The sequence below is a fragment of the Streptomyces bugieae genome (genome assembly GCF_036352915.1).
Taxonomy (GTDB): Bacteria; Actinomycetota; Actinomycetes; order Streptomycetales; family Streptomycetaceae; genus Streptomyces; species Streptomyces endophytica.
Genome location: NZ_JAZBJP010000035.1, coordinates 1 through 22085 on the forward strand (window position 1 = coordinate 1; position 22085 = coordinate 22085).

17 protein-coding genes and 1 pseudogene are annotated in these 22085 nt (G+C 73.4%); 7 read left to right on the forward strand and 11 right to left on the reverse strand.

Going from position 1 to position 22085, the window contains the following annotated elements:
• Together V2J85_RS33585 and V2J85_RS33590 are read right to left on the reverse strand one after the other, a co-directional pair.
• On the reverse strand, positions 1-579 hold a 579-nt coding region (locus V2J85_RS33585), incomplete at its 3' end, for a PadR family transcriptional regulator (RefSeq protein ID WP_330823684.1).
• Positions 580-654: 75 nt separating this feature from the next.
• Positions 655-2679, reverse strand: coding sequence for an NADPH-dependent 2,4-dienoyl-CoA reductase (locus V2J85_RS33590; RefSeq protein ID WP_261951910.1), 2025 nt, complete (start codon positions 2677-2679; stop codon positions 655-657).
• 368 nt (positions 2680-3047) lie between these two features.
• Between V2J85_RS33590 and V2J85_RS33595 the strand changes: the two genes are divergently transcribed.
• Together V2J85_RS33595 and V2J85_RS33600 are read left to right on the forward strand one after the other, a co-directional pair.
• Positions 3048-3959 carry a HalD/BesD family halogenase gene (locus V2J85_RS33595; protein WP_261951911.1) on the forward strand — a complete coding sequence of 304 codons (912 nt, stop codon included), beginning with the start codon at positions 3048-3050 and terminating at the stop codon, positions 3957-3959.
• 81 nt (positions 3960-4040) lie between these two features.
• Positions 4041-5894 carry a choline/carnitine O-acyltransferase gene (locus V2J85_RS33600; RefSeq protein ID WP_330823685.1) on the forward strand — a complete coding sequence of 618 codons (1854 nt, stop codon included), beginning with the start codon at positions 4041-4043 and terminating at the stop codon, positions 5892-5894.
• Positions 5895-5952: 58 nt separating this feature from the next.
• On the opposite strand, the gene V2J85_RS33605 is transcribed toward V2J85_RS33600, so the two are convergent.
• Positions 5953-6819 (reverse strand): Fpg/Nei family DNA glycosylase, encoded by an 867-nt coding sequence (locus V2J85_RS33605; RefSeq protein ID WP_330823686.1) that lies wholly within the window; start codon positions 6817-6819, stop codon positions 5953-5955.
• A 113-nt stretch (positions 6820-6932) separates the two neighbouring features.
• Between V2J85_RS33605 and V2J85_RS33610 the strand changes: the two are divergent.
• Together V2J85_RS33610 and V2J85_RS33615 are read left to right on the forward strand one after the other, a co-directional pair.
• Positions 6933-8042 (forward strand): annotated as a pseudogene (locus V2J85_RS33610) (serine/threonine-protein kinase); the annotation flags it as partial.
• A 16-nt stretch (positions 8043-8058) separates the two neighbouring features.
• A complete protein-coding gene (locus tag V2J85_RS33615; protein ID WP_330823687.1) occupies positions 8059-9558 on the forward strand; it encodes an MFS transporter in 1500 nt (499 codons plus the stop codon).
• A 71-nt stretch (positions 9559-9629) separates the two neighbouring features.
• Here the strand turns inward: V2J85_RS33615 and glnA are convergent, their stop codons facing one another.
• Positions 9630-11039: a type I glutamate--ammonia ligase gene (glnA, locus tag V2J85_RS33620; protein WP_261951915.1), complete on the reverse strand. Its 1410-nt coding sequence runs from the start codon at positions 11037-11039 to the stop codon at positions 9630-9632.
• Positions 11040-11393: 354 nt separating this feature from the next.
• Here glnA and V2J85_RS33625 point away from each other — a divergent pair, with 354 nt between their 5' ends.
• The gene (locus tag V2J85_RS33625) at positions 11394-11801 is read left to right on the forward strand and encodes an RDD family protein (protein WP_330823702.1); all 408 of its coding nucleotides are present in this window, start codon (positions 11394-11396) and stop codon (positions 11799-11801) included.
• Between the two features lie 96 nt (positions 11802-11897).
• Here the strand turns inward: V2J85_RS33625 and V2J85_RS33630 are convergent, their stop codons facing one another.
• The 4 genes from V2J85_RS33630 to lipB form a co-directional block, all read right to left on the reverse strand.
• Positions 11898-12608 carry a DUF4191 domain-containing protein gene (locus V2J85_RS33630; RefSeq protein WP_261951917.1) on the reverse strand — a complete coding sequence of 237 codons (711 nt, stop codon included), beginning with the start codon at positions 12606-12608 and terminating at the stop codon, positions 11898-11900.
• A 10-nt stretch (positions 12609-12618) separates the two neighbouring features.
• Positions 12619-12837: an SCO2195 family GlnR-regulated protein gene (locus V2J85_RS33635; RefSeq protein WP_030414837.1), complete on the reverse strand. Its 219-nt coding sequence runs from the start codon at positions 12835-12837 to the stop codon at positions 12619-12621.
• Positions 12838-13062: 225 nt separating this feature from the next.
• Positions 13063-14013 carry a lipoyl synthase gene (gene lipA, locus V2J85_RS33640; protein WP_261951918.1) on the reverse strand — a complete coding sequence of 317 codons (951 nt, stop codon included), beginning with the start codon at positions 14011-14013 and terminating at the stop codon, positions 13063-13065.
• Between the two features lie 171 nt (positions 14014-14184).
• Positions 14185-14958: a lipoyl(octanoyl) transferase LipB gene (gene lipB / locus V2J85_RS33645; protein ID WP_330823703.1), complete on the reverse strand. Its 774-nt coding sequence runs from the start codon at positions 14956-14958 to the stop codon at positions 14185-14187.
• Between the two features lie 336 nt (positions 14959-15294).
• Between lipB and V2J85_RS33650 the strand changes: the two genes are divergently transcribed.
• Positions 15295-16779 carry an NsdA family TPR-like regulatory protein gene (locus tag V2J85_RS33650; protein WP_261951919.1) on the forward strand — a complete coding sequence of 495 codons (1485 nt, stop codon included), beginning with the start codon at positions 15295-15297 and terminating at the stop codon, positions 16777-16779.
• Positions 16780-16836: 57 nt separating this feature from the next.
• Here the strand turns inward: V2J85_RS33650 and V2J85_RS33655 are convergent, their stop codons facing one another.
• The 3 genes from V2J85_RS33655 to V2J85_RS33665 all read right to left on the reverse strand — a co-directional run bounded on the left by V2J85_RS33655 (position 16837) and on the right by V2J85_RS33665 (position 19762).
• A complete protein-coding gene (locus tag V2J85_RS33655; RefSeq protein WP_261951920.1) occupies positions 16837-18078 on the reverse strand; it encodes an FAD-dependent oxidoreductase in 1242 nt (413 codons plus the stop codon).
• A gap of 210 nt (positions 18079-18288) precedes the next feature.
• Entirely contained in the window at positions 18289-19179 is an 891-nt protein-coding gene (locus tag V2J85_RS33660) for a TIGR01777 family oxidoreductase (RefSeq protein ID WP_261951921.1), read from the reverse strand.
• Between the two features lie 64 nt (positions 19180-19243).
• Complete coding sequence (locus V2J85_RS33665) at positions 19244-19762, reverse strand: DUF4240 domain-containing protein (protein WP_330823688.1); 519 nt, start codon at positions 19760-19762, stop codon at positions 19244-19246.
• Positions 19763-20076: 314 nt separating this feature from the next.
• Here V2J85_RS33665 and V2J85_RS33670 point away from each other — a divergent pair, with 314 nt between their 5' ends.
• Positions 20077-21993 carry a hypothetical protein gene (locus V2J85_RS33670; RefSeq protein ID WP_261951922.1) on the forward strand — a complete coding sequence of 639 codons (1917 nt, stop codon included), beginning with the start codon at positions 20077-20079 and terminating at the stop codon, positions 21991-21993.
• Positions 21994-22085: the final 92 nt, after the last annotated feature.

Genomic DNA, 22085 nt, shown 5'->3' on the forward strand with positions numbered 1-22085 from the left:
CCCCCCCCCCCCCCCCCCCCCCCACCCCCCCCGGGCCCCCCCGCCCGCTTCCATGTCCTCGACCTCGGCCAGCGCCTCCTGGAGCCACTGCACCCAGAAGGTCTCCAGCCCGACCCCGGCCCGCAGCACGAGCCGCCGCAGCCGGTCCTCCGGGCCGGCCACCGCCCCGAAGTCGCGCTCCTCGATCTCCTCGTACTCCGCCAACTGCCGTTCGTGCAGGGCCAGATGACGCCGCAGCTCGGCGTCCAGCCCGGCCCGCCCGACGACCGCCGCCGCCCGCAGCCGCAGCACCAGCGCATTGCGCACCGGCTTGGTGTCCTGCTCGCCGGACGCCCACGCGGTCAGCTCCGCGCGCCCCGCCGGCAGCACCTCGAACTCCTTCTTCTGCCCGCGCGACGGCTGTGCCGACGGCAGCGCCCGGATGAACCCGGCCTGCTCCAGCTTCCCCAGCTCCCGGTAGATCTGCTGATGCGTGGCCGGCCAGAAGTACCCGATCGACCGGTCGAACCTCCGGGTCAGCTCCAGCCCCGACGACGGCTTCTCCAGCAGGGCGGTGAGGATCGCGTGGGGGAGGGACATGGGGGAATCCTAAGGGCCTGCCCGTCGGGCAGGCCCTTGGCAGACCGGGCGCCGTTCCGGGTGCCCGGCCGCGGCTCAGAGCGCCGCCGCCAGCTCCGTCCCCTGCTTGATGGCGCGCTTGGCGTCCAGCTCGGCGGCGACGTCCGCACCGCCGATCAGATGCACCGCCCGGCCCTCCGCCCGCAGCTCCTCGTACAGGTCCCGGCGCGGCTCCTGCCCGGTGCACAGCACCACGGTGTCCACGGCCAGCGTGCGGGCCTCGCCGTCGACCGTGACGTGCAGCCCCGCGTCGTCGATCCGCTCGTACGTCACCCCGGGAACCATGGTCACGCCCCGGTGCCGCAGCTCCGTACGGTGGATCCACCCGGTCGTCTTGCCCAGCCCCGCGCCCACCTTGGACGTCTTGCGCTGCAGCAGGTGCACCTGGCGCGGCGGCGCGGGCCGCTCGGGCGCCCGCAGCCCGCCGCGGTCGCCGTACCCGGTGTCCACGCCCCAGCCCCGGAAGTACGTCTCCGCGTCCTGGCTCGCCCCGTCACCGGCGTCGGTCAGGAACTCCGCGACGTCGAAGCCGATGCCGCCCGCCCCGATGACCGCGACCCGCGCGCCCACCTCCGCGCCGTGCCGCAGCACGTCGAGGTAGCTGACCACGCTCGGGTGGCCGATCCCGTCGATCTCCGGGATCCGCGGGGTGACACCGGTGGCGACCACCACCTCGTCGTACGCCCCGAGGTCGGCCGCGGTCACCGCGGTGTTCAGCCGGACGTCCACCCCGCGCAGCGCCAGCTGCTCACGGAAGTACCGCAGCGTCTCCTCGAACTCCTCCTTGCCCGGCACCCGCTTGGCGATGTTCAGCTGCCCGCCGATCTCGCCCGCGGCCTCGAACAGCGTGACCTGGTGCCCGCGCTCGGCGGCCGACACCGCGCAGGCGAGCCCGGCCGGCCCGGCCCCGACCACCGCGAGCCGCTTGCTGCGCCGGGTCGGCGCGAGCACCAGCTCGGTCTCGTGGCAGGCCCGCGGGTTCACCAGGCAGGAGGTGATCTTGCCGCTGAACGTGTGGTCGAGGCAGGCCTGGTTGCAGCCGATGCAGGTGTTGATCTCCGCGGCGCGCCCGTCCGCGGCCTTCGCCACGAAGTCCGGGTCGGCGAGGAAGGGCCGGGCCAGCGACACCATGTCGGCCCGCCCGTCGGCGAGCAACTCCTCGGCGACCTCGGGGGTGTTGATCCGGTTGCTGGTCACCAGCGGCACCGAGACCGCACCCATCAGCCGCTTGGTCACCCAGGTGTACGCCCCGCGCGGCACCGACGTCGCGATGGTCGGGATACGGGCCTCGTGCCACCCGATGCCGGTGTTGATGATCGTCGCGCCCGCCGCCTCGATCTCCTTGGCGAGCGTGACGACCTCCTCCAGCGTCGAGCCGCCCGGCACCAGGTCCAGCATCGACAGCCGGTAGATCAGGATGAAGTCCGGCCCGACCCGCTCCCGGGTCCGCCGCACGATCTCCACCGGGAACCGCATCCGGTTCTCGTACGAGCCGCCCCACCGGTCCGTGCGGTGATTGGTCGCGCCGACCACGAACTCGTTGATCAAGTACCCTTCCGAGCCCATGATCTCGACCCCGTCGTACCCCGCCGACCTGGCCAGTTCCGCCGCCCGGACGTAGTCCTCGACGGTCTGCTCCACCTCGTCGTCGGTGAGCGCGTGCGGGGTGAACGGGCTGATCGGCGCCTGGATCGCACTCGGCGCGACCAGGTCCTGGTGGTACGCGTACCGCCCGAAGTGCAGGATCTGCATCGCGATCCGCCCGCCCGCGGCGTGCACCGCCTCGGTCACGGTCCGGTGCTGCGCCGCCTCCTCCTCGGTGGTCAGCTTGGCCCCGCCCTCGTACGGCCGGCCGGCGTCGTTCGGTGCGATGCCGCCGGTGACCATCAGCCCGACCCCGCCGCGCGCCCGCTCCGCGTAGAACGCGGCCATCCGCGCGAAGCCGTTCTCCGCCTCCTCCAGGCCGATGTGCATCGACCCCATCAGCACCCGGTTGGGAAGCGTGGTGAACCCGAGGTCGAGCGGGCTCAGCAGATGCGGATACGGGTTCTTCGGGCTCACGGGGCCTCCTCGGACGGGGTGGTCTGACACCGGTTCTAGACCAGGCGGAGGCTGTTATGCAACAAGTTGCAAAAACTGTGAGGGAGGCGACGCGGGCGGCGCGGTGCCGGCCCGCCCGTCCTCCCGCGCCGCCGGCCGTACCGAATGCGTGACGATGTCCCCACCGTGCGTCGTGTCACAGACAACGCCCCGGAATTTGTGACAACGTCAACTCTTCTCGGCTCCCCCGCCAACTCGCCTCAGCGGCGAGGGAGTTGACCTGCAAAAACGTGCAGCAACGTGCAAAGACGTGCAATGACGCGCCATGACGTGGACGCCTGCCGCACCCCGGTGCCCGCAGGCGTCGCCACGCCCGCGGAGAGGAACGCATGAGCACCGTGAACAGCATCGGCACCGCGCACGACCCCGCCCCCACCACCGCACGCACCACGACCCTCGACGAGGTGGTCGACACCGGCCGCTACCCCCTGGCGGACCCCGACGGCCCCGAGGCGCGGGCCGTCGTGTCCCGGGCCCGGCAGGAGCTGGACACCCTCGGCTGCACCGTCCTGCCGGACTTCCTCCACCCCGACCGGCGCGCGCTCCTCCGGACCGAATGCGCCGAGATCGCGCCCCGCGCGCACTTCGACGTCGAATCGGTCAACGTCTACAACATCGCGGTCGACCGGGACCTGCCGCCCGGCCACCCCGGGAGCAGGGTCTTCGAGCGCGGCAACGCGTTCGTCGCGCGGGACCGCATCCCGGCCGATGCCCTGATCAGCCGGCTCTACGCGCACCCCGCCTTCCAGCGCTTCGTCGCCCGGTGCTTCCGCCTGCCCCGGCTGTACGAGCTCGCCGACCCGTACTCCGCGCTCGTCCTGAACGTCGTCGAACCGGGCAAGGAGCACCCCTGGCACTTCGACACCAACGAGTTCACCGTCAGCATGCTCACCCAGCAGGCCGGGGCCGGCGGCGACTTCGAGTACTGCCCGAACATCCGGTCCGCGCGGGACGAGCACTTCGACGACGTCCGCGACGTCCTGGAGGGCCGGGGCGAGCGGCTGATCCACCGCCTTCCGCTCCGCCCCGGTGACCTGCAGCTGTTCAAGGGCCGCTACTCGCTGCACCGGGTCAGCCCGGTGCGGGGCGCGACCGCACGCCACTCGGCGATCTTCGCGTACAGCGAGCGCCCCGGCGTCATCGGCAGCGTCGCCCGCACCCGCCAGCTCTTCGGCCGGGTCGATCCGGCACACCTGGCCGCCGAGGGCCGCGCGATACGCGGCGACCAGCTGCTGGACTAGCCCCACACCCCGTACGCCACACACCGCACCCCGCACACCGAAACGAGAACGCACGTGACCAACAGTCAGGGGACCGTACACGTGACCGACAGCCACGGCACCGCCCTCCCGCCCACCGGCCAGGGCACCGCCACCACCCCCACCTTCGCCCTGGAGGACACCCTCCCGCGGGTACCGCTGCCCTCCCTGGAGGAGAGCTGCGAGCGGTTCCTCGCCTGGTGCCGGCCCCTGCTGACCCCCGGCCAACTCGCCGAGACCGAGGCCGAGGTGGCCGCCTTCCTCCGGCCCGGCGGCCCCGGCCGGGTGCTGCACGCGGCCCTGGCGGAGTACGACGCCACCGAGGGCGTGCACAGCTGGCTCGACACCTTCTGGCCGTACCGCTACCTCGGCCGCCGCGACCGCATCGCCCTCAACGCCAACTTCTTCTTCCTCTTCCAGGACACCGGGCAGTCACAGCTGGACCGGGCCGCCGGCCTCATCGCGGGCGCCCTCCACTACAAGCACCAACTGGACCGGGAGGCCCTTCCCCCGGTGCTCCAGCGGGGCCGCCCGCAGAGCATGGAACAGAACAAGTTCCTGTTCTCCACCACCCGCATCCCCGGCACGGAACAGGACACCGTCCGCGCCCCTTACACGGACGAGTGGCCCGGCCCGTCCGACGCCCGCCACATCGTGGTCTTCTCCCAGGGCCGCATGTACACCCTCGACGTCCTCGGCCCCGACGGCACCCCGCACACCCTCGACGACCTGAAGGAAGGTCTGCAGGCCGTCCTCAAGGCCGACCCCGGCGCGGAGCCGGACGCCCCGGTCGGCCACCTGACCACCATGGCCCGCGCCGAATGGGCCGCCGCCCGCGCGTCCCTCCAGGCCCTGCACCCCGACAACGCGGCGGCCCTCGACACCGTCGAAACCGCCCTCTTCTGCCTCTGTCTGGAGGACTTCGCCCCCGCGGACACCCAGACGGCCTGCGACGAACTCCTCTACGGCGACCGCGGCAACCGCTGGTTCGACAAGGCCGTCTCCTTCATCGTCTTCGCCGACGGCCGCGCCGGCATCAACGTCGAACACTGCGGACTGGACGGCACCACCATCCTCAGCTTCGTCGACACCCTGCTCGCCACCCCGCCGGAGGACCACTCCCGTCTCTCCGGGGCGCGTCCCCAAGGCGCCCCCACCCCGCACCCCCTCACCTTCCACCTCGACGACGCCCTCCGCGACCGGGTACGCACCGCCGCCACCGCCTTCGCCCGGTACGGCGCCGACACCGCCACCCGGACCGTCTCCTTCGACGACTTCGGCGCCAACACCGCCAAGTCCCTGGGCGTCTCCCCGGACGCCTTCGTCCAGCTCGCCTACCAACTGGCCCACCAGCGCGCCAAGGGGCACCTGGGCGCCACCTACGAGTCGATCGCCACCCGCCAGTGGCGCCGCGGCCGCACCGAGGCCATGCGCGTGGTCACCCCGGAGATCGTGGACTTCGTCGCCACCCTGCAGGACCCGGCGACCGACCCCGCCACCCGCCGCACCGCCCTCCACACCGCGGCCCGCGCCCACGTCACCCGCGCCAAGGAATGCCAGGCCGGCGACGCCCCGGAGCAGCACCTCTGGGAACTCGAACTGATCCAGCGCCGCCGCGGCGACGACCTCGGCATCACCGAACAGCCCGCGCTCTACCGCACCCCCGGCTGGCTGATCATGCGCGACGACTACCTCAGCACCAGCTCCGCCCCCTCCACCCACATCCAGTACTTCGGCTTCGGCTCCACCAGCCCCCGCTGCATCGGCGTCGCCTACGTCCTCCTCCCCGACCGCTTCCACCTCTACCTCTCCACCCCCCGCCCCGTGGCCGCCCCGATGCACGCCTTCGCCGACCACCTCCGCGAGGCGGTACAGGAGCTGCGGGAGCTGCTGGCCACCGACCGTCCCACGCCCTGACGCCGCCCCCGCCCCGCCGCCGGCTGCCCGGCGGCGGGGGCGGGGTCGCCGGCGCCGGTTACTTCAACAACCGCGACAACCGCCGGTCGGCGAGGGGCTTGCCCCCGGTCTGGCAGGTGGGGCAGTACTGCAACGACGAGTCGCTGAACGACACCTCCCGGACGGTGTCCCCGCAGACCGGACAGGGCTGCCCCGTCCGCCCGTGCACCCGCATCCCCGTCCGCTTCTCCGCCTTGAGGTCCTCCGGCGCCAGCCCCCGGGCCCGCGCGACCGCCTCGCCCAGCGTCGTCCCGACCGCCGCGTACAGCCGCGCCACCTCCTCCTCGGACAGCGCCGCGGCGAGCTTGAACGGCGACATCCGCGCCGCGTGCAGGATCTCGTCCGAATAGGCGTTGCCGATCCCGGCCAGCACGCCCTGGTCCCGCAACACGCCCTTGATCTGCCGCCGTTCGCCCGCGAGCAGCCCGGCGAAGGCCGCCGCCGTGAAGCCGTCACCCAGCGGATCGCGTCCGAGCCGCGCGATCCCGGGCACCTCCTGCGGATCCCGCACGACGTACAGCGCGAGGTGCTTCTGACTGCCGGCCTCCGTCACGTCGAACCCCGACCCCTCGGGCTCCCGGAGCCGCACCCGCAGCGCCAACGGCCCCTTCCCCGGCCGCGGCGGGGCCGCCGGCAGCCGCTCGCTCCACCGCATCCACCCCGCCCGCCCCAGATGCAGCACGAGGAAGAGCTCCCCGGTCCGGAGCGCGAGGAACTTGCCGTACCGGGCCACGCCCTGGAAATCCTGCCCCTCCACCGCACCCAGCGGCGGGTCGTAGGTCTTCAACGCGGCCACCGACACCAGCTGCGCCCGGCCCACCGCCCGCCCCGCCAGCCGCTCCTCCAGGAACCCCCGCAGCGCCTCGACCTCCGGCAATTCAGGCATATCCCCAGTCTGCCCCGGGGCCGGGCCCCCGGCCACACGGCCCCGTGCCCGGGAAGGGAGGAGGAAATGTGGAATCCCGTACCGGCGTGCGCACCGTGGATTACCTTGCCCCCGTGGACCAGTTGATCTCATCGGACCCGACGCACATAGGCCCGTACCGCCTGATCGCCCGCCTGGGCGCCGGCGGTATGGGCCTGGTGTATCTGGGCCGTTCCGAGGCCGGGCGGACCGTCGCGGTCAAGGTCGTCCAGGACGAGCACGCACAGCACCCGGAGTTCCGCAGGCGCTTCGCCCGCGAGGTGGCGGCGGCCCGGCGGGTGGGCGGCGCCTGGACGGCGGACGTGCTCGACGCCGACACCGAGGCCGCGGTGCCCTGGGTGGCGACCCAGTACATCCCGGGGCCCGACCTGACCACCGTGGTGGCGGACGACTACGGGCCGCTGCCCGAGAACTCCGTCAGGGTGCTGGCCAACCGCCTCGCCCTCGCCCTGCAGGCGGTGCACGAGGCGGGCCTGATCCACCGGGACCTCAAGCCGTCCAACGTGCTGGTGACGGTGGACGGGCCGCGCGTGATCGACTTCGGTATCGCGCGGGCCATGGACACCCTCGCCGGGGACAGCCTGCACACCCGCACCGGCATGCTGATCGGATCCCCCGGCTTCATGTCGCCCGAGCAGGTCCGCGGCCTCGAACTCACCCCCGCCAGCGACGTGTTCTGCCTGGGCGCCGTCCTCGTCTACGCCGCCACCGGACGCCTGCTCTTCGGCGCCACGGAGACCGGGCTGAACGCCCACCTCTTCCGGATCGCCGAGGAGGAGCCGGACCTGACCGGCGTACCGGAGCCGCTGCTCGACCTCGTACGCGAGTGCCTCGACAAGGACCCGGCCAAGCGGCCCGCCCTCCAGCAGGTCGCGGCCCGCGCGGAGCCGGACGCGGACGGGGAGTGGCTGCCGGGCGCGGTGCTGGCCCAACTCGGCCGCCATGCGGCCCGGTTGCTGGACTACGCCCCGGAGACGGTCATGGGCACACCCGGCGCCGCGCCCGCGGACCCGCGCCCTCCGGCCGGCCCGCCGCAGCCGTCGGTACCCCCGGTGCCCGCGTACTCGCCCACGGCCCCGGCACAGCTCGTCCCCCCCGCAGGGCTTCGGACCGCCCCCGGGCCCGGCCCCGTACGCCGGGCCCCCGCCGGACCTCCGGGATTCCGCGCCACCGCACCCCAGACGCTGGTGGGGCCTGGCGGTGGTCGCCCTGGTGCAGCTGTTCGTGCTGCTCGACGCGACGTCCCTGCACATGGCGGTGCCGTCCGTCATGGCCGCTCTGCACCTGCCCGCCGACAGCCTGAACCTCCTGTTCACCGGCTACGACCTGGCCTTCGCCGGGCTGCTGCTGCTCGGCGGGCACCTCGCGGACCTGGTCGGCCGCAAACGGCTGCTGCTCATCGGGCTGGCCGGCTACGCGGCGGCCGCCGCGTTCGGCGGGCTGGCCCCCACGGCCGGCGCGCTGGTCTGCGCCCGCGTCCTCCAGGGTGCCTTCGCCGCACTGCTGTCGCCGGCCGTACTGGCCCTGGTGGCGGCCAACTTCCCCGACCCGAAGGCACGGGGCAGGGCCTTCGGGGTCTACGCCACGATCGTCGCCGGCGGCTCGACCATGGGTCTGTTCACCGGCCGATGGCTGATCGACACCCTGGACTGGCGCTGGTGCCTGTTCGCCGACGTCCCCCTCGCCCTGATCGCCGTGATCGGTGCGGCCACCCTGGTGCACGACCGCCCGCTCCGCACCCGTCGCCGCCTCGACGCGCCGGGCCTGCTGCTCGGCTCCGGCGGCTTGCTCTGCCTCGTCTACGGCTTCCAGCAAACCGGCCCGCGCGGCTGGACCGACCTCCTGGTGCTGGCCCTGCTCGCGGTCGGCGCCGTCCTGCTCCTGGCCTTCTTCCTGTGGCAGAGCAGGACGCCCGACGCCCTCCTGCCGCCGTACGCCAACCAGGACCCGGGCCGCCTCGGCTCCTTCCTCACCCTGTTCCTGACCGGCGCGGGGACGCTCGCCCTCTTCCCGACCCTGATGACGTACCTGGAGAACGTCCGCGGCTACTCCCCGATCGCCACCACCACGGCGCTCCTCCCCATGGTGGCCGCGATCCTCATCGGCGCCACCCAGGTCTCCGCCCGCCTGCTGCACCGCGTACCGGCGCGCAACCTGATCGCGCCGGGCCTCCTGCTCACCGCGTGCGGCCTGCTCCTCCTGACCCGCCTGGAGCCCGACAGCGACTACACCGCCGTGGTCCTGCCCGGCATGGTCCTCGCCGGCTTCGGCCTCGGCATGGCCCTGATGCCGCTCTACTCCCTCGCCACGGCCGGCATCGCCGCCCAGGACTCCGGCGGCGGCGCGGCAGTGACCGGCACGACCGACGAGGCGGGCGCGGCGCTCGGCACGGCGGTCTTCAGCAGCGTCCTCACCGCGGGCATCGCGGCCCGGATGGCCGCCGCCCCCGGGCTCCCGCCGTCCCTCGCCGCCGCGGCCCGCAGCGGCCACGTCATCAGCCCGCAAGCGGCCCCGCCACAACTGGCGGAGACGATCACCACGGCCACGGTGGCCGGCTACACCGACGCCCTGTGGTGGTCCGCCGGCCTCACCCTCCTCGCCGCCCTGGCCACCACCCTCCTGATCCGACCGACCACCTCAACGCCCCCAGGCCTCCCGGGCCCACCCCTCCCGCTGCACGACCCGGGGAGCGCCCACTGACCCTGCCCCACGCACACGAAAGGGCCGCCACCCGCGGGGGTGGCGGCCCTTTTGGCAGATCTTGGGGGATCTTAGATGTCGTAGTAAAGCTCGAACTCGTGCGGGTGCGGCCGCAGCTGGATCGGGGCGATTTCGTTGGTGCGCTTGTAGTCGATCCAGGTCTCGATCAGGTCGGCGGTGAAGACGCCGCCCTGCTGGAGGTACTCGTTGTCCTCTTCCAGGGCGTCGAGGACGGCCGGGAGGGAGGTCGGGACCTGGGGGACGCCCGCGTGCTCCTCGGGGGCGAGCTCGTAGAGGTCCTTGTCGATCGGCTCGGCCGGCTCGATCTTGTTCTTGACGCCGTCCAGGCCCGCCAGGAGGAGGGCGGAGAAGGCGAGGTACGGGTTCGAGGACGGGTCCGGAGCGCGGAACTCGACGCGCTTGGCCTTGGGGTTGGAGCCCGTGATCGGGATGCGCATGGCCGCGGAGCGGTTGCGCTGCGAGTAGACCAGGTTGACCGGGGCCTCGAAGCCGGGGACCAGGCGGTGGTAGGAGTTCACCGTCGGGTTCGTGAAGGCGAGGAGCGAGGGGGCGTGCTTGAGGATGCCGCCGATGTAGTAGCGGGCGGTGTCCGAGAGGCCCGCGTAGCCCTGCTCGTCGTAGAAGAGGGGCTCGCCGCCCTGCCACAGGGACTGGTGGACGTGCATGCCGGAGCCGTTGTCACCGAAGATCGGCTTGGGCATGAAGGTCGCGGTCTTGCCGTTGCGCCAGGCGACGTTCTTCACGATGTACTTGAAGAGCATCAGGTCGTCGGCGGCGGCCAGCAGCGTGTTGAACTTGTAGTTGATCTCCGCCTGGCCGGCGGTGCCGACCTCGTGGTGCTGACGCTCGACCTGCAGGCCGGCCTTGTCCAGCTCCAGGGAGATCTCGGCGCGCAGGTCGGCGAAGTGGTCGACCGGCGGGGCCGGGAAGTAGCCGCCCTTGTAGCGGACCTTGTAACCGCGGTTGTTCTCCTCGGAGCCGGTGTTCCAGGCGCCGGCCTCGGAGTCGATGTGGTAGAAGGACTCGTTCGACTTGGTCTCGAAACGGACGTTGTCGAAGACGTAGAACTCGGCCTCCGGACCGAAGAACGCGGTGTCCGCGATGCCCGTCGAGGCGAGGTAGGCCTCGGCCTTCTTGGCGATGTTGCGCGGGTCACGGCTGTACTGCTCGCCGGTGATCGGGTCGTGGATGAAGAAGTTGATGTTGACCGTCTTGTCCCGGCGGAACGGGTCCACACGGGCGGTCGACAGGTCGGCGCGCAGAGCCATGTCGGACTCGTGAATGGCCTGGAAGCCGCGGATCGAGGAGCCGTCGAAGGCGAGTTCCTCGGCCGGGTCGAACGCCTTCGCCGGGATCGTGAAGTGCTGCATCACACCGGGCAGGTCGCAGAAGCGGACATCGATGAACTTGACGTCCTCGTCCGCGATGAACTTCTTGGCCTCGTCGGCGTTCTGGAACATCCAACTCCTCCTAGCCCGGTCACCGGTCGGCGGACGCGGGATTGCTACTCGGAACGCGACCAGTGCGGTGGCGCGCTCGCCCGACCATAGGCAGGCGGGATTTCCCAAGCATGACCCATTTGTTTCGCCGAGGTTAACCGCCGCGCGGTCCCTTTTACCCCCCAGTGTGCGCCAAAGATGTGGATTGCGTACGGGGTGGTGAGGCCGGGTTTCCGTTGCCGCTACCGGCTCGTCGCCTGCGCGGATACCGGCCCTCGCGGAAGGGAACGTATGCGGTCGCAGTACCGTGGACGGGTGGACAACAGGCAAGCAATCGGATCGTGGATCTCCGGGCCCCGCGCGGCAGCCGAGGACATGGGCGTGGAATTCGGATACCGCGGCCAGCGGCTCGGGCTGCCGGAGGAGGGCCCGGGGGCGCTCGCCCGCCCCGGCCGCCGGTTCGCCGCGCTCTTCATCGACTGGGCGCTGTGCCTGCTGATCGCCTACGGGCTGCTCAGCGGCGGCCGGGCGCAGTCGGCGAGCAACTGGGCACTGGTGGTCTTCGCGGTGCTCAGCGTGCTGACGGTCGGCACGGTCGGCTTCACGCCGGGCAAGCGGCTGCTGGGCCTGCGGGTGATCGCCGAGGGCGGCGGTCGGATCTCGCTGCCGCGGGTGGTGCTGCGGACCCTGCTGCTCGTCCTCGTCATCCCTGCCGTCGTCTGGGACCGGGACGGCCGCGGGCTGCACGACCGCGTGGCGCGCGCCGTCCAGGTCCGGATCTAGTCGCCCGGATCGCCTGACCAACGGGTCATGACCAACGGGTGGGGCCCGGGACCGTCGCGGTCCCGGGCCCCACCCGTGTCGGATCAGGGTCGGTGCTCAGCGCGCCTTGCCGCCGCCCTTGGGCATCCGCATGCCCTTCGGCATCGGGCCCTTCGGTACGGGCATGTTGCTCATCAGGTCGCCCAGCGCACGCAGCCGGTCGTTGACCGCGGTGACCTGGGCACCGGGGAGGACCCGGGGCAGCTTCAGCAGGGTCGTGCGGAGCTTCTTCAGCGGGACCTGGCCCTCGCCGTCACCCACCACGATGTCGTGCACCGGGGCGTCGGCGACGGTGCGCGCCATCCGCTTCTTCTCGGCGGCCAGCAGGCCGCGCAGACGGTTCGGGTTGCCCTCGCCGACCAGCACGATGCCGGCCTTGCCGACCGCGCGGTGCACGACGTCCTGGTTGCGGTTCATGGCCACCGCGGGGGTGACCGTCCAGCCGCGCCCGACGTTGTCCAGTACCGCGGCCGCCGCACCGGGCTGGCCTTCCATCTGCCCGAAGGCCGCGCGCTCGGCACGGCGTCCGAAGATGATCGCCATCGCCAGGAAGGCCAGGACGAAGCCCAGGATTCCGGCGTAGACGGGGTGGCCGATCGCGAAGCCGATGGCAAGGAGGACGCCGAATACGACGATGCCTACGCCAGCGACGACAAGACCGACCTTGGAGTCGACCCGACGGGTCATCTTGTAGGTCAGGGCGATCTGCTTCAGCCGCCCGGGGTTCTCAGCGCCGGCAGCGCCGTTGGAGTGTGCCTTCCTCGCCATACAGCGAAGTTTACGTGGCGTGCGGGCGGCGGGTCGCCGCGGCCTCCAGTACGTACGCCGCCTCGTGGCGGTCCTTGGCGCGGCGGCGGTCCTCCAGGACCGACGTCCAGGCGTTGCGGCGGGCGGTGCGCTGGCCGCCGCGCATCAGGACGGCCTCGACGGCACGCAGAGCACCGGTGACGGAGGGAAGGGGGCGGGCGGGGGTGGCGCGGAGCGGCGCGGCCTGCATGGTCAATGACTCCCTCTGGCAGTTCGGGAAAGCTGGAGTGGTGTGGGAGCGGTGCGTGCATCCATCGTCACTCAACGGTGTTACCAACGGATGACCTGCCGGTCAAACACCAATGAAACGTTGACGCGGCCCGCCACGCCCCCTGTCCTGAGGGGAGTGCGGGCCGCGTGGTTCCAGCATGTGCCACATTTCACAAGACGGCGCGCCGGGGAGGGCCGGCCGGGTTCAGACCGCCTGACTGGACGCCTCGACCTCGCGCCGCTCGATGGCCTGCTGGTAAAGGCGGCCGGCGCGGTACGAGGAGCGGACCAGCGGGCCGGACATGACGCCCGCGTACCCGATCTCCTCGGCCTCCTCCTTGAGCTCCACGAACTCGGCCGGCTTGACCCACCGCTCGATGGGGTGGTGCCGGACCGACGGGCGCAGGTACTGGGTGATCGTGATCAGCTCGCAGCCCGCGTCGTACAGGTCCTGGAGCGCCTGGCTGATCTCCTCGCGCTCCTCGCCCATGCCCAGGATCAGGTTGGACTTGGTGACCAGGCCGGCCTCGCGGGCCTTGGTGATCACCTCCAGCGACCGCTCGTAACGGAAGCCGGGGCGGATCCGCTTGAAGATCCGCGGGACCGTCTCGACGTTGTGGGCGAGCACCTCCGGGCGGGAGGAGAAGACCTCGGCGAGCTGCTCGGGGACCGCGTTGAAGTCCGGGATCAGCAGCTCGACGCCGGTGCCGGGCATCGCGGCGTGGATCTGCCGGACGGTCTCGGCGTACAGCCAGGCGCCGCCGTCCTCCAGGTCGTCGCGCGCGACGCCGGTGATCGTGGCGTACTTCAGGCCCATGGTCTGCACGGACTCGGCGACCCGGCGCGGCTCGTCGCGGTCCAGTTCCTTGGGCTTGCCGGTGTCGATCTGGCAGAAGTCGCAGCGGCGGGTGCACTGCTCACCGCCGATGAGGAACGTCGCCTCGCGGTCCTCCCAGCATTCGAAAATGTTGGGGCAGCCCGCCTCCTGGCAGACCGTGTGCAGACCCTCGCTCTTGACCAGGCCCTGGAGGTGGTTGTACTCGGGACCCATTTTCGCCCGGGTCTTGATCCACTCGGGCTTGCGCTCGATGGGGGTCTGGCTGTTCCGGACCTCCAGGCGCAGCATCTTGCGTCCGTCGGGTGCGACTGCGGACACGACCGGCTCCCTACAACTTCGTTTCTTCGGCGCACACCAGGGTACGCCCGATAATTCGCACGTCTATACGTGCATGGCAACCCCGGGTCGCAGGGTCGCATTCCCGCACTGCCGGGCGGTCGGACCGTCCCGTACCGCCGGGCGGTCGGACCGTCCCGTACCGCCGGGCGGTCAGACCGCCCGGGGCAGCAGCTCGGCGTTCTCCAGGATGTCGCGCAGATGCTTCTCCACCACGGGCAGCACCTCGGCGATGGTGATCTCCCGGCCCAGCTCACCGGCGAGCGAGGCCACCCCCGCGTCCCGGATGCCGCACGGCACGATCTTGTCGAACGAGGTGTTGTCCGGGTTCACGTTCAGCGCGAAGCCGTGCATCGTGACGCCCTTGGCGACGCGGATGCCGATCGCGGCGAGCTTGCGGTCCTCCCGGCGCTGGCCGGCATTGGACGGCGCGTACTCCGGGCCGTTCAGCCGCGGGTCGAACAGCTCGTCCGCCAGCCGCGGGTCGAAGTCCAGGTTCAGCCCGCCCAGGGCCGGCCGCTCCTCCACGGGGTCGCCCAGCACCCACACCCCGCTGCGGCCCTCGACCCGGCTGCCCTCGACGCCGAACTCGGCGCAGGCCCGGATCAGCGCCTCTTCCAGGCGGCGCACATGCGCGACGACGTCCACCGGGCGTGGCAGCTTCTGGATGGGGTAGCCGACCAGCTGGCCGGGGCCGTGCCAGGTGATCTTCCCGCCGCGGTCCACGTCGACGACCGGGGTCCCGTCCAGGGGGCGCTCGTCGTCGGACGTGCGCCGGCCCGCGGTGTAGACGGGCAGGTGCTCCAGCAGCAGACAGGTGTCGGGCACCTCGTCCGCGAACCGGGCCGCGTGGATCCGGCGCTGCTCCTGCCAGGCCGACGCGTAGTCGACCGCGTCGGCCCCGAAGCCCAGGTGGACAAAGCGCATCCCCTCGGGTGCGGGGGTCTCCCCCCGAGAGATCGCAGTCACGGCAGCTCCCATCCGAACCTCTGTTGCACTGTGCGGCAACGTTGATGCCTTTCGATGCGTTCGCGCCCCCAGCAACTGTACGGCGGCCGGATCCGGTCCCCGCAGGCGGCCGGTGTGCCCACCCGCAACCGCAGTCCCGCCCCTGCTCACACGATCGGATGAACGCGGGACGCAGGCCGCGAGAACGGCACCGAAGGCCGTTACATTCACGCCGTTCCACGAGGGCGATGAGCATGCCGGACGGGTCGGCCGAACCGGCCGCCCGGCCCAGCAGGCAGGAGACCGGTAAAGCTGATGACGGACCGACCCGCACACACTCCCAACCGACAGCTCGCCGCGCTCATCGCCGAGGCGGGCTTTTCCAACGCCGGTCTGGCCAGACGGGTTGACCAACTCGGCATCGAGCACGGCCTCGACCTCCGCTACGACAAGACCTCGGTCACCCGCTGGCTGCGCGGCCAGCAGCCCCGGGGCACCACCCCCGCGCTGATCGCCGAGGTCTTCACCCGACGGCTCGGGCGCCGGCTGTCCGCCCAGGACCTCGGCCTGGACGCCTGTGCGCCGGTGTACGCCGGGCTGGAGTTCGCCGCGAGCCCCAGCGAGGCGGTGGACATCGTCAGCGGGCTGTGGCGCAAGGACTCCGGCAGTCACGCCGAACTCCGCAAGATCGCCTTCACCCCGGCCGGGCTCGTGGTGCCCAGCCGCGACTGGCTGATCGGGCGGCCCGACGACCGGGTGGCCCGCGGCGAGCCGGCCACCGGCGAGGGCGCGGCGGCGGTCGCGGGCGAGAACACGGCCCGGGTCCCCGTCCAGGGCGGCCGGCCCGCGGTGCCCCGGCAGCGCCGGACCGCCGACCGGGTCGACCGCACCCAGGGCTCCAAGGTCACCTCCGGCGACATCGCCGCCCTGCGCTCGGTCGGCGAGCTGTTCCGGGCGCTGGACCACGCCTACGGCGGCGGCCACGCCCGGCAGGCCCTGGTGCGCTACCTGGAGCACGAGGCCGAGCCGATGCTGCGCGGCACCTACGGCGAGGCCACCGGCCGCCGGCTGTTCGCGGCGGTCGCCGATCTGACCCGGCTCGCGGGCTGGACCTCGTACGACATCGCCGCGCACGGCCTGGCGCAGCGGTACTTCGTCCAGGCCCTGCGGCTGGCCCAGGCGGCCGGCGACCGGGCGTACGGCTCCTACGTCCTGGTGACGATGAGCCGGCAGGCCGTCTATCTGGGGCACGGCAGGGAGGCCGTCCAGCTGGCGCGCGTCGCCCAGCAGGGGATCGGCAGCGGTGCGCCGCCGGCCGTCCAGGCGCTGCTGCACTCCGCGGAGGCCCGCGGGCACGGCGTGCTGGGCGAGGTCCGGGCCTGCACGGCGGCGCTGGCCCGCGCGGAGCGGGCGCTGGAGACCTCCCGCCCCGGGGACGACACCCCGTACTGGGCCCGTTTCTTCGACGAGGCCCAGCTCGCCGACGAACTGGCGCACTGCCACCGCGATCTCCAGCAGTACCGCGCGGCCTCCCAGCACGCCGAGCGCTCCCTGCAGCTGCGCGCCGCCGGGTTCGCCCGCAGCCGGCTGTTCTGCCGGGTGGTGCTGGCGACCGCGCGGCTGGGCCTGGGCGAGCTGGAGCAGGCCTGCACGCTCGGCGCCGAGGCGGCGCTCCAGGCGTCCGAGATGCGGTCGGTGCGTGCCCATGAGTACGTCAGGGAGTTCGAGCGCCGCCTGGAGCCGTACCGGGACGCGGCGCCGGTGCGCGGCTACCGCGAGCGGGTCGCCGCGCTGGGCTGAGCAGCCGCGCGGGGGAGCCGGGCCGGGCGGTGTGCCGGACCCGGCCGGCCCCGGTGGTCAGGCCGCCGGGCGCAGGACGTCCGGTTCCGCGGTGAGGGCCGGCAGCCCGAAGTCCGTCAACAGGGCGCGGGCCGCCCGACGGCCCGAGTTCAGCGCGCCCTGGAGCGTGCCGGCGTCGCGGTGGTCGCCGCAGACGTAGAGCCCGGACAGCACCCGTACCGGCCGCTGCGGATCGTGCGGGGCCGGCATCGCCGGGACCGCGTACGGGTCGTGATGGCCGGTCAGCAGCTCCCAGTCGTCGGTGTGCGCCCCGTAGAGCCGGTCCAGCTGGGGCCGGACGGTCTTGTCGAGGACGGACAGCGGCAGCGCCGCCGCGGCGCCGAGCACGGTCGTGGTGATCAGCGACCGGCCGGGCGGCGTACGGGACGGGTCGACCGCCCCGGCGCGGAAGGTGCAGGCGACCGGCCCGTCCACCGGCAGGATCGCCGCGGTGGCCTCCCGGGCCGGCCCGCCGCGGCCGCCCGCACCGGCCGGGGCGGTGTGGTGCAGCACCGTCACCGGGTGGAAGGCGGGCACCCGCAGGCCCGGCAGCAGTTCGGCGGCGTCCCGCGCACCGGTGGCCAGCAGGACCGCCCGGCAGGGGATCCGGCCGTGCTCGGCGGTGCTGACGCCCGTGGTGGAGACCGAGGTGACCTGGACGGACGTGCGGACGGTGCCCGGCGGCAGGCCGGCCGCGAGCAGGTCGGGGACGGCCGAGGCGCCGCCGGCCGGCAGCCACAGCCGGCCGGCGTCCGCGTAGGCGCGCAGCGCGATCGCGGCCCCCCGGCTGGAGCCGCGCAGCCGCGGATCGCAGAGCAGCATGCCCAGCAGCGGCCGCAGGAAGACGTCCGGGGCGCGGGGCGGGAAGGTGGGCCGGGTCGCCAGCGCGTCCTGGATCGGGCGGTCGGCGCGCGCGAGGGCGCGCGCCGCGGAGAGTGCGCCCCTTGTGCTCCGGGAGCCGCCGATGTGCTGCGCCCGCTGGCCGTTGTGGACGCTCAGCACGGGGGCGAACGGACGGAGCGTCAGATCTCCGAGGCCCGGCGTGCGGCGCAGTTCGGCGGCGGAGACGGCCAGCGGTCGGCCGCAGCGGTCCAGCCGGAAGCCGTCGAGCCGGTCGGTGGCGGAGCGGCCGCCGATCCGCGCCGCGGCCTCCAGGACCGTGACCGACACCCCGGCGCCGGTCAGGTGGCGGGCGGCGGCCAGACCGGCCGGGCCGGCCCCCACGATGACGACGTCCACGGTCGATGCGGTACGCAGCACATGGCCTCCCGAGGTCGGTCCCAGCGGCGGTGCACGCATTGTCATGCCCTCTGAGGCCGCGGGGAATGCCGAGTGGTGTGTGCGGAAAGGTAGGGAGCCGCCGGCGTGTACGACAGGGGGCGTCCGGGGCGCGTCGAAGCGTCCTTCGTCACGGTTTGCCGGCGGCCGCGGGCGTCTATCGGGGCTGGACGGGGCCCGGCCGGGCCGTCCTCAGTCGATCGCCGCCCGGACCGCCTCGACGATCCGCGGGTGCGTGAAGGTGAACCCGGACTCCAGCAGCCGCTTCGGCACCACCCGCTGGCTGCCCAGCACGTCCTCGGCGAACTCACCGAGGACGACCCGCAGCACCGGCGCCGGCACCGAGAACAGCGTGGGCCGGTGCAGCAGCCGGCCCATCACGGCGGTGACCTCCCGGTTGGTCACCGGTTCCGGCGCGGTGAGGTTGACCGGCCCGGTCAGCTCCTCGCTGGTCAGGAGGTGGCGGAGCGCCGCGATGTGGTCGTGCAGGGAGATGAAGCTCCAGTACTGGCTGCCGTCGCCGAGCCGCCCGCCCAGACCGAGCCGGAAGACCGGGAAGAGCCGCCCCCAGGCACCGCCCGAGCGCGCCACGACCAGGCCGGTGCGGGCGAAGACGGTGCGGATGCCGGCGTCCCGGGCCGGCCGCGCGGCGGCCTCCCAGTCCACGCACACCTCCGGCAGGAAGCCGTGACCGGCCGGCGCGCTCTCGTCCGTCCGCCGGTCCCCGGTGTCGCCGTAGTAGCCGATCGCGCTGCCCGAGACGAAGACCCGCGGCGGGACGTCCATCGAGGCGAGCGCCTCCGCCAGGGCCCGGGTGCCGAGTACCCGGCTGTCGCGGATCTGCTGCTTGTACGCGGCGGTCCAGCGGTGGTCGCCGACGCCCGCGCCCGCGAGGTGGACCACCGCCTCGCAGCCGGTCAGCCCCGCGGTGTCCACCTGCTGCCGCGCGGGGTCCCAGCGCACCTCGTCGGCGGCCGCCGGGGCGCGCCGTACGAGCCGGACGACGTCGTGGCCGTCCGTGCGCAGGGACCGTACGAGGGCCGTGCCGATGAGTCCGGTCGAGCCGGTGATCGCGATCCGCATGCGCCCATACTGCCTGGTGCCCGGCGCCCGGCGACGACAACTGCCCGGTGCGAGGCCCGAGTCTCTATGGCCGGAAACGGTCCCAGAGGAGGGGGAAGCGCTCGGCCAGCGTCTCGTCGTCGTCGAAGTCGACGTACGTGCCGAGCGGTTCGCGGGGCGGCGCGGGCAGCTCCAGGTCCGGCATCGACCCGCCGGTCATCTGCTCGTACGCCTCGTCGGCCGCGTACCCCACCTCCTCGGCGTCCCCGTCGACCGACTCGTCGAAGTCGTCGAGGAGCTCGGCGAGCTGGTCCGGGTCGTGCACCCCGCCCTCGAAGACCTCCCGGCCCTGGGCGATCAGCCAGCAGCGGAAGTAGTCGAACGCGTCGTCGCTGCAGCCGTCCAGCAGGACCGCGGCCGCCGCCCACAGGTCCCAGGTGTACGCCCGGTTGTAGCGGGACTCGAAGTGGCGGGCGAAGTCCACGACGGCGTCCGGGTCGCGCCTGAGCAGCCGCTCGACCAGCGCGTCGGCCTGCTCCTCGGGATCGCCCTCGGCCGCCTCGCGCGAGTCGTCGATCAGCTCCCAGAACTCCGTCTCGTCCATCACCGCTCCAGCATCTGCCCTGCCGGGGGGTGCCGCATGCGGAGTACCCCGGATGCGGCCGTGCCGCCGTCCGGCCCGGACCGGGGTCGGGCGCGGCCCGCCGGCCGGGGCGGAGAACGGGAGATGAGCAGGCAGGGAGCGTCAGGACGGGCGGGCCGGGCGCGGGCGGTGGCCGGGGGCGTGCGGGCCGGGCGGGCCGCCGGGTGACCGCCCCAAGAATCACTCGTTGGAAGGCGTGCAACAACCAAACGACGGCATATACGGCATAGTCGGTAAATCTGCCAATTCCTGAAGGGCTGTTTCAGGCCATGCCCATGGACGAACGCACCCGGGCCGACGTCGAACGGGCCGAGGCGGCCCTCGTCGAGCACTACCCACGGCTGGTCCGCCTCGCCTATCTCGTCCTGCCCCCGTCGATGGGCCGCCACCGCCGGGTGCTCACCGCGCACGGCCTGGTCCAGCGGGCACTGCCGCGCACCGGCCGCCGGCGCCGCCCGGACGGCGGGCTGCCGGCCCAGCGCGGCCCGCTGCCCGAGAACGGCTACGACCTGGTGCGGCTGCGGACCCTGCGGCTGGCACTGGCCCACGAGGGCCGGGCCGGCCGGGGCCTTCCCGCGGTGCCCCAGGTCTGGGGCCTGCGGCTCTTCCCCCGGGCCGGCGGTGCCGATGAACTCGCCCTGGAACAGGCGCTGTCCGCCGTCCCGGCGTCGGTCCGGGCCGCCCTCGGGCTGTGGCAGCTGGAGGGCCTGGACGAGGACGCTGTACGGGCGCTGCTGGATCGGGCCGGGGCCACCGACCCGGAGGCCGCGCAGCGGGCGGCCGAGCAACTGGACCGGGAGACCGGGGCGGGCGCCGCGGCGCTGCTGAACTCCGGGGAGTTCGACCCCTGTACGGTCCAGACCCGGCCGACGGACCTGCTGCGCCGGCGGCAGCGGCTGCGGGCCGCGGTGGCGCTGGCGGCCGTCGCGGCGATCGGCGCGGTGGTCGCGGCGGTACCGGGCGGCGACGGGGATCCGGTGGGCCGGCCGGCGACCCCCGCCGAGCAGGCGCTGGACCCCGCCAAGCTGCTGCGCACCCGCAACGAGCAGTGGTCCGACACCGCGCGGGTGGACTTCACCGCCTGGCCCGCGCGCGGCCGGCAGGCCGGTGACAGGGAACTGCTGGGCCGGGCGCTGCGGGTCTGGGCGGCGCCGCCCGCCGACGCCCGGATCACCGCCTCCGCGGGCACCTCCACCCGCCCGCCGGACCATCCGCCGCAGCTGCTGTACGCCGGCCTGATCGACAACGTCATGGTCGTCGTCCTCCACGACGGCGAACGGCTGGTCCGCTACGCCGAACCCGAAGACGCCACCCCCACCCTGCACTTCGCGCGGGTGGACGACGCGGACCTGACCACCGGCGCCGCGCTGGTGATCGGCCGCGGCAACGGCTGGATGCGCTACCTGCTCGCCCCCTGGATCTCCGACGTCGCCGTCCGCGACCTGCTGGCGCCGGGCGCCCCGCCGCACGGGCTGCACGTCGCCCCGGACGGCGTCACCGACCGCATCCCGCTGCCCCCGCCGGCGGGCGGCGGCTGCGGGCACTGGCCGGTGGCGCAGTTCCGCCCCTCGACGCGGATCGGGGCGCCGGCCCCGCCCTTCCTGCTGGCCGACCTCAACGACCTCGTCCCCGTCCACCTCACCTACGTACCGCCGCCGCCCGCCGGCGCGGCGGGCCCGGTCGCGGGGCAGCGCGAGGCCACCGACCCCGCGGCCCTGGCGACCTGGGCCCGTACGGCCTGCGGGCTGGGCGCGCTGCGGGGCGCCGGCGTACGGTCCGTCGGCAACTGGGCGTTCGCGGTGCAGCGCCTCCCCGAGGACGGCGGCAGCGCGACCTGGGTGTGCACCCGCGCCGACACCTGGCGCGGGCCCGGCAGCGCGACCGTCCGCTTCCTGCCGCCCGCCGTACGTCCGGGCGACCCCGGCCGGATCGCCGGCCGGTCCGACGGCACCGCCGCCTGCAGCCGCTTCGGCCCGCACGTCGTCGGGGACGTCCCCTGGCGGTCGCCGTCCGGGAAGTGGTACCTGCTGGCCGCGGGCAGCCCGGACGTCGACGGCCTCGACGCCACCGGCGGCCTCCGGGCCACCGGCAAGGGCCCCGCCCTCGCCGCTCCGGCCCCCGGCCCGGCCCCCGCGGCCGAGGTCGTCGGACGGCTGCGGAACGGGGGGAGCGTGCGGGCGTTCCGGCCGTAGGGGGTGGCCCGGCGAGCGGTGACGCGCGGGGCGTCCGCCCTGGACGGGAATCCGGACAGAAGATGTCGGGATTCGCTGCCAGAGTCGCGTTG

What these genes read in the sequence shown, in the direction of transcription:
- V2J85_RS33605 (WP_330823686.1), bottom strand. Translation starts at nt 6,819, where the DNA reads ATGCCTGAATTGCCGGAGGTCGAGGCGCTGCGGGGGTTCCTGGAGGAG.
- glnA (WP_261951915.1), bottom strand. Translation starts at nt 11,039, where the DNA reads ATGTTCCAGAACGCCGACGAGGCCAAGAAGTTCATCGCGGACGAGGAC.
- V2J85_RS33660 (WP_261951921.1), bottom strand. Translation starts at nt 19,179, where the DNA reads ATGCGGATCGCGATCACCGGCTCGACCGGACTCATCGGCACGGCCCTC.
- V2J85_RS33670 (WP_261951922.1), top strand. Translation starts at nt 20,077, where the DNA reads ATGGACGAACGCACCCGGGCCGACGTCGAACGGGCCGAGGCGGCCCTC.
- V2J85_RS33665 (WP_330823688.1), bottom strand. Translation starts at nt 19,762, where the DNA reads ATGGACGAGACGGAGTTCTGGGAGCTGATCGACGACTCGCGCGAGGCG.
- V2J85_RS33595 (WP_261951911.1), top strand. Translation starts at nt 3,048, where the DNA reads ATGAGCACCGTGAACAGCATCGGCACCGCGCACGACCCCGCCCCCACC.
- V2J85_RS33625 (WP_330823702.1), top strand. Translation starts at nt 11,394, where the DNA reads ATGGGCGTGGAATTCGGATACCGCGGCCAGCGGCTCGGGCTGCCGGAG.
- V2J85_RS33635 (WP_030414837.1), bottom strand. Translation starts at nt 12,837, where the DNA reads ATGCAGGCCGCGCCGCTCCGCGCCACCCCCGCCCGCCCCCTTCCCTCC.
- V2J85_RS33630 (WP_261951917.1), bottom strand. Translation starts at nt 12,608, where the DNA reads ATGGCGAGGAAGGCACACTCCAACGGCGCTGCCGGCGCTGAGAACCCC.
- lipB (WP_330823703.1), bottom strand. Translation starts at nt 14,958, where the DNA reads ATGCGCTTTGTCCACCTGGGCTTCGGGGCCGACGCGGTCGACTACGCG.
- V2J85_RS33650 (WP_261951919.1), top strand. Translation starts at nt 15,295, where the DNA reads ATGACGGACCGACCCGCACACACTCCCAACCGACAGCTCGCCGCGCTC.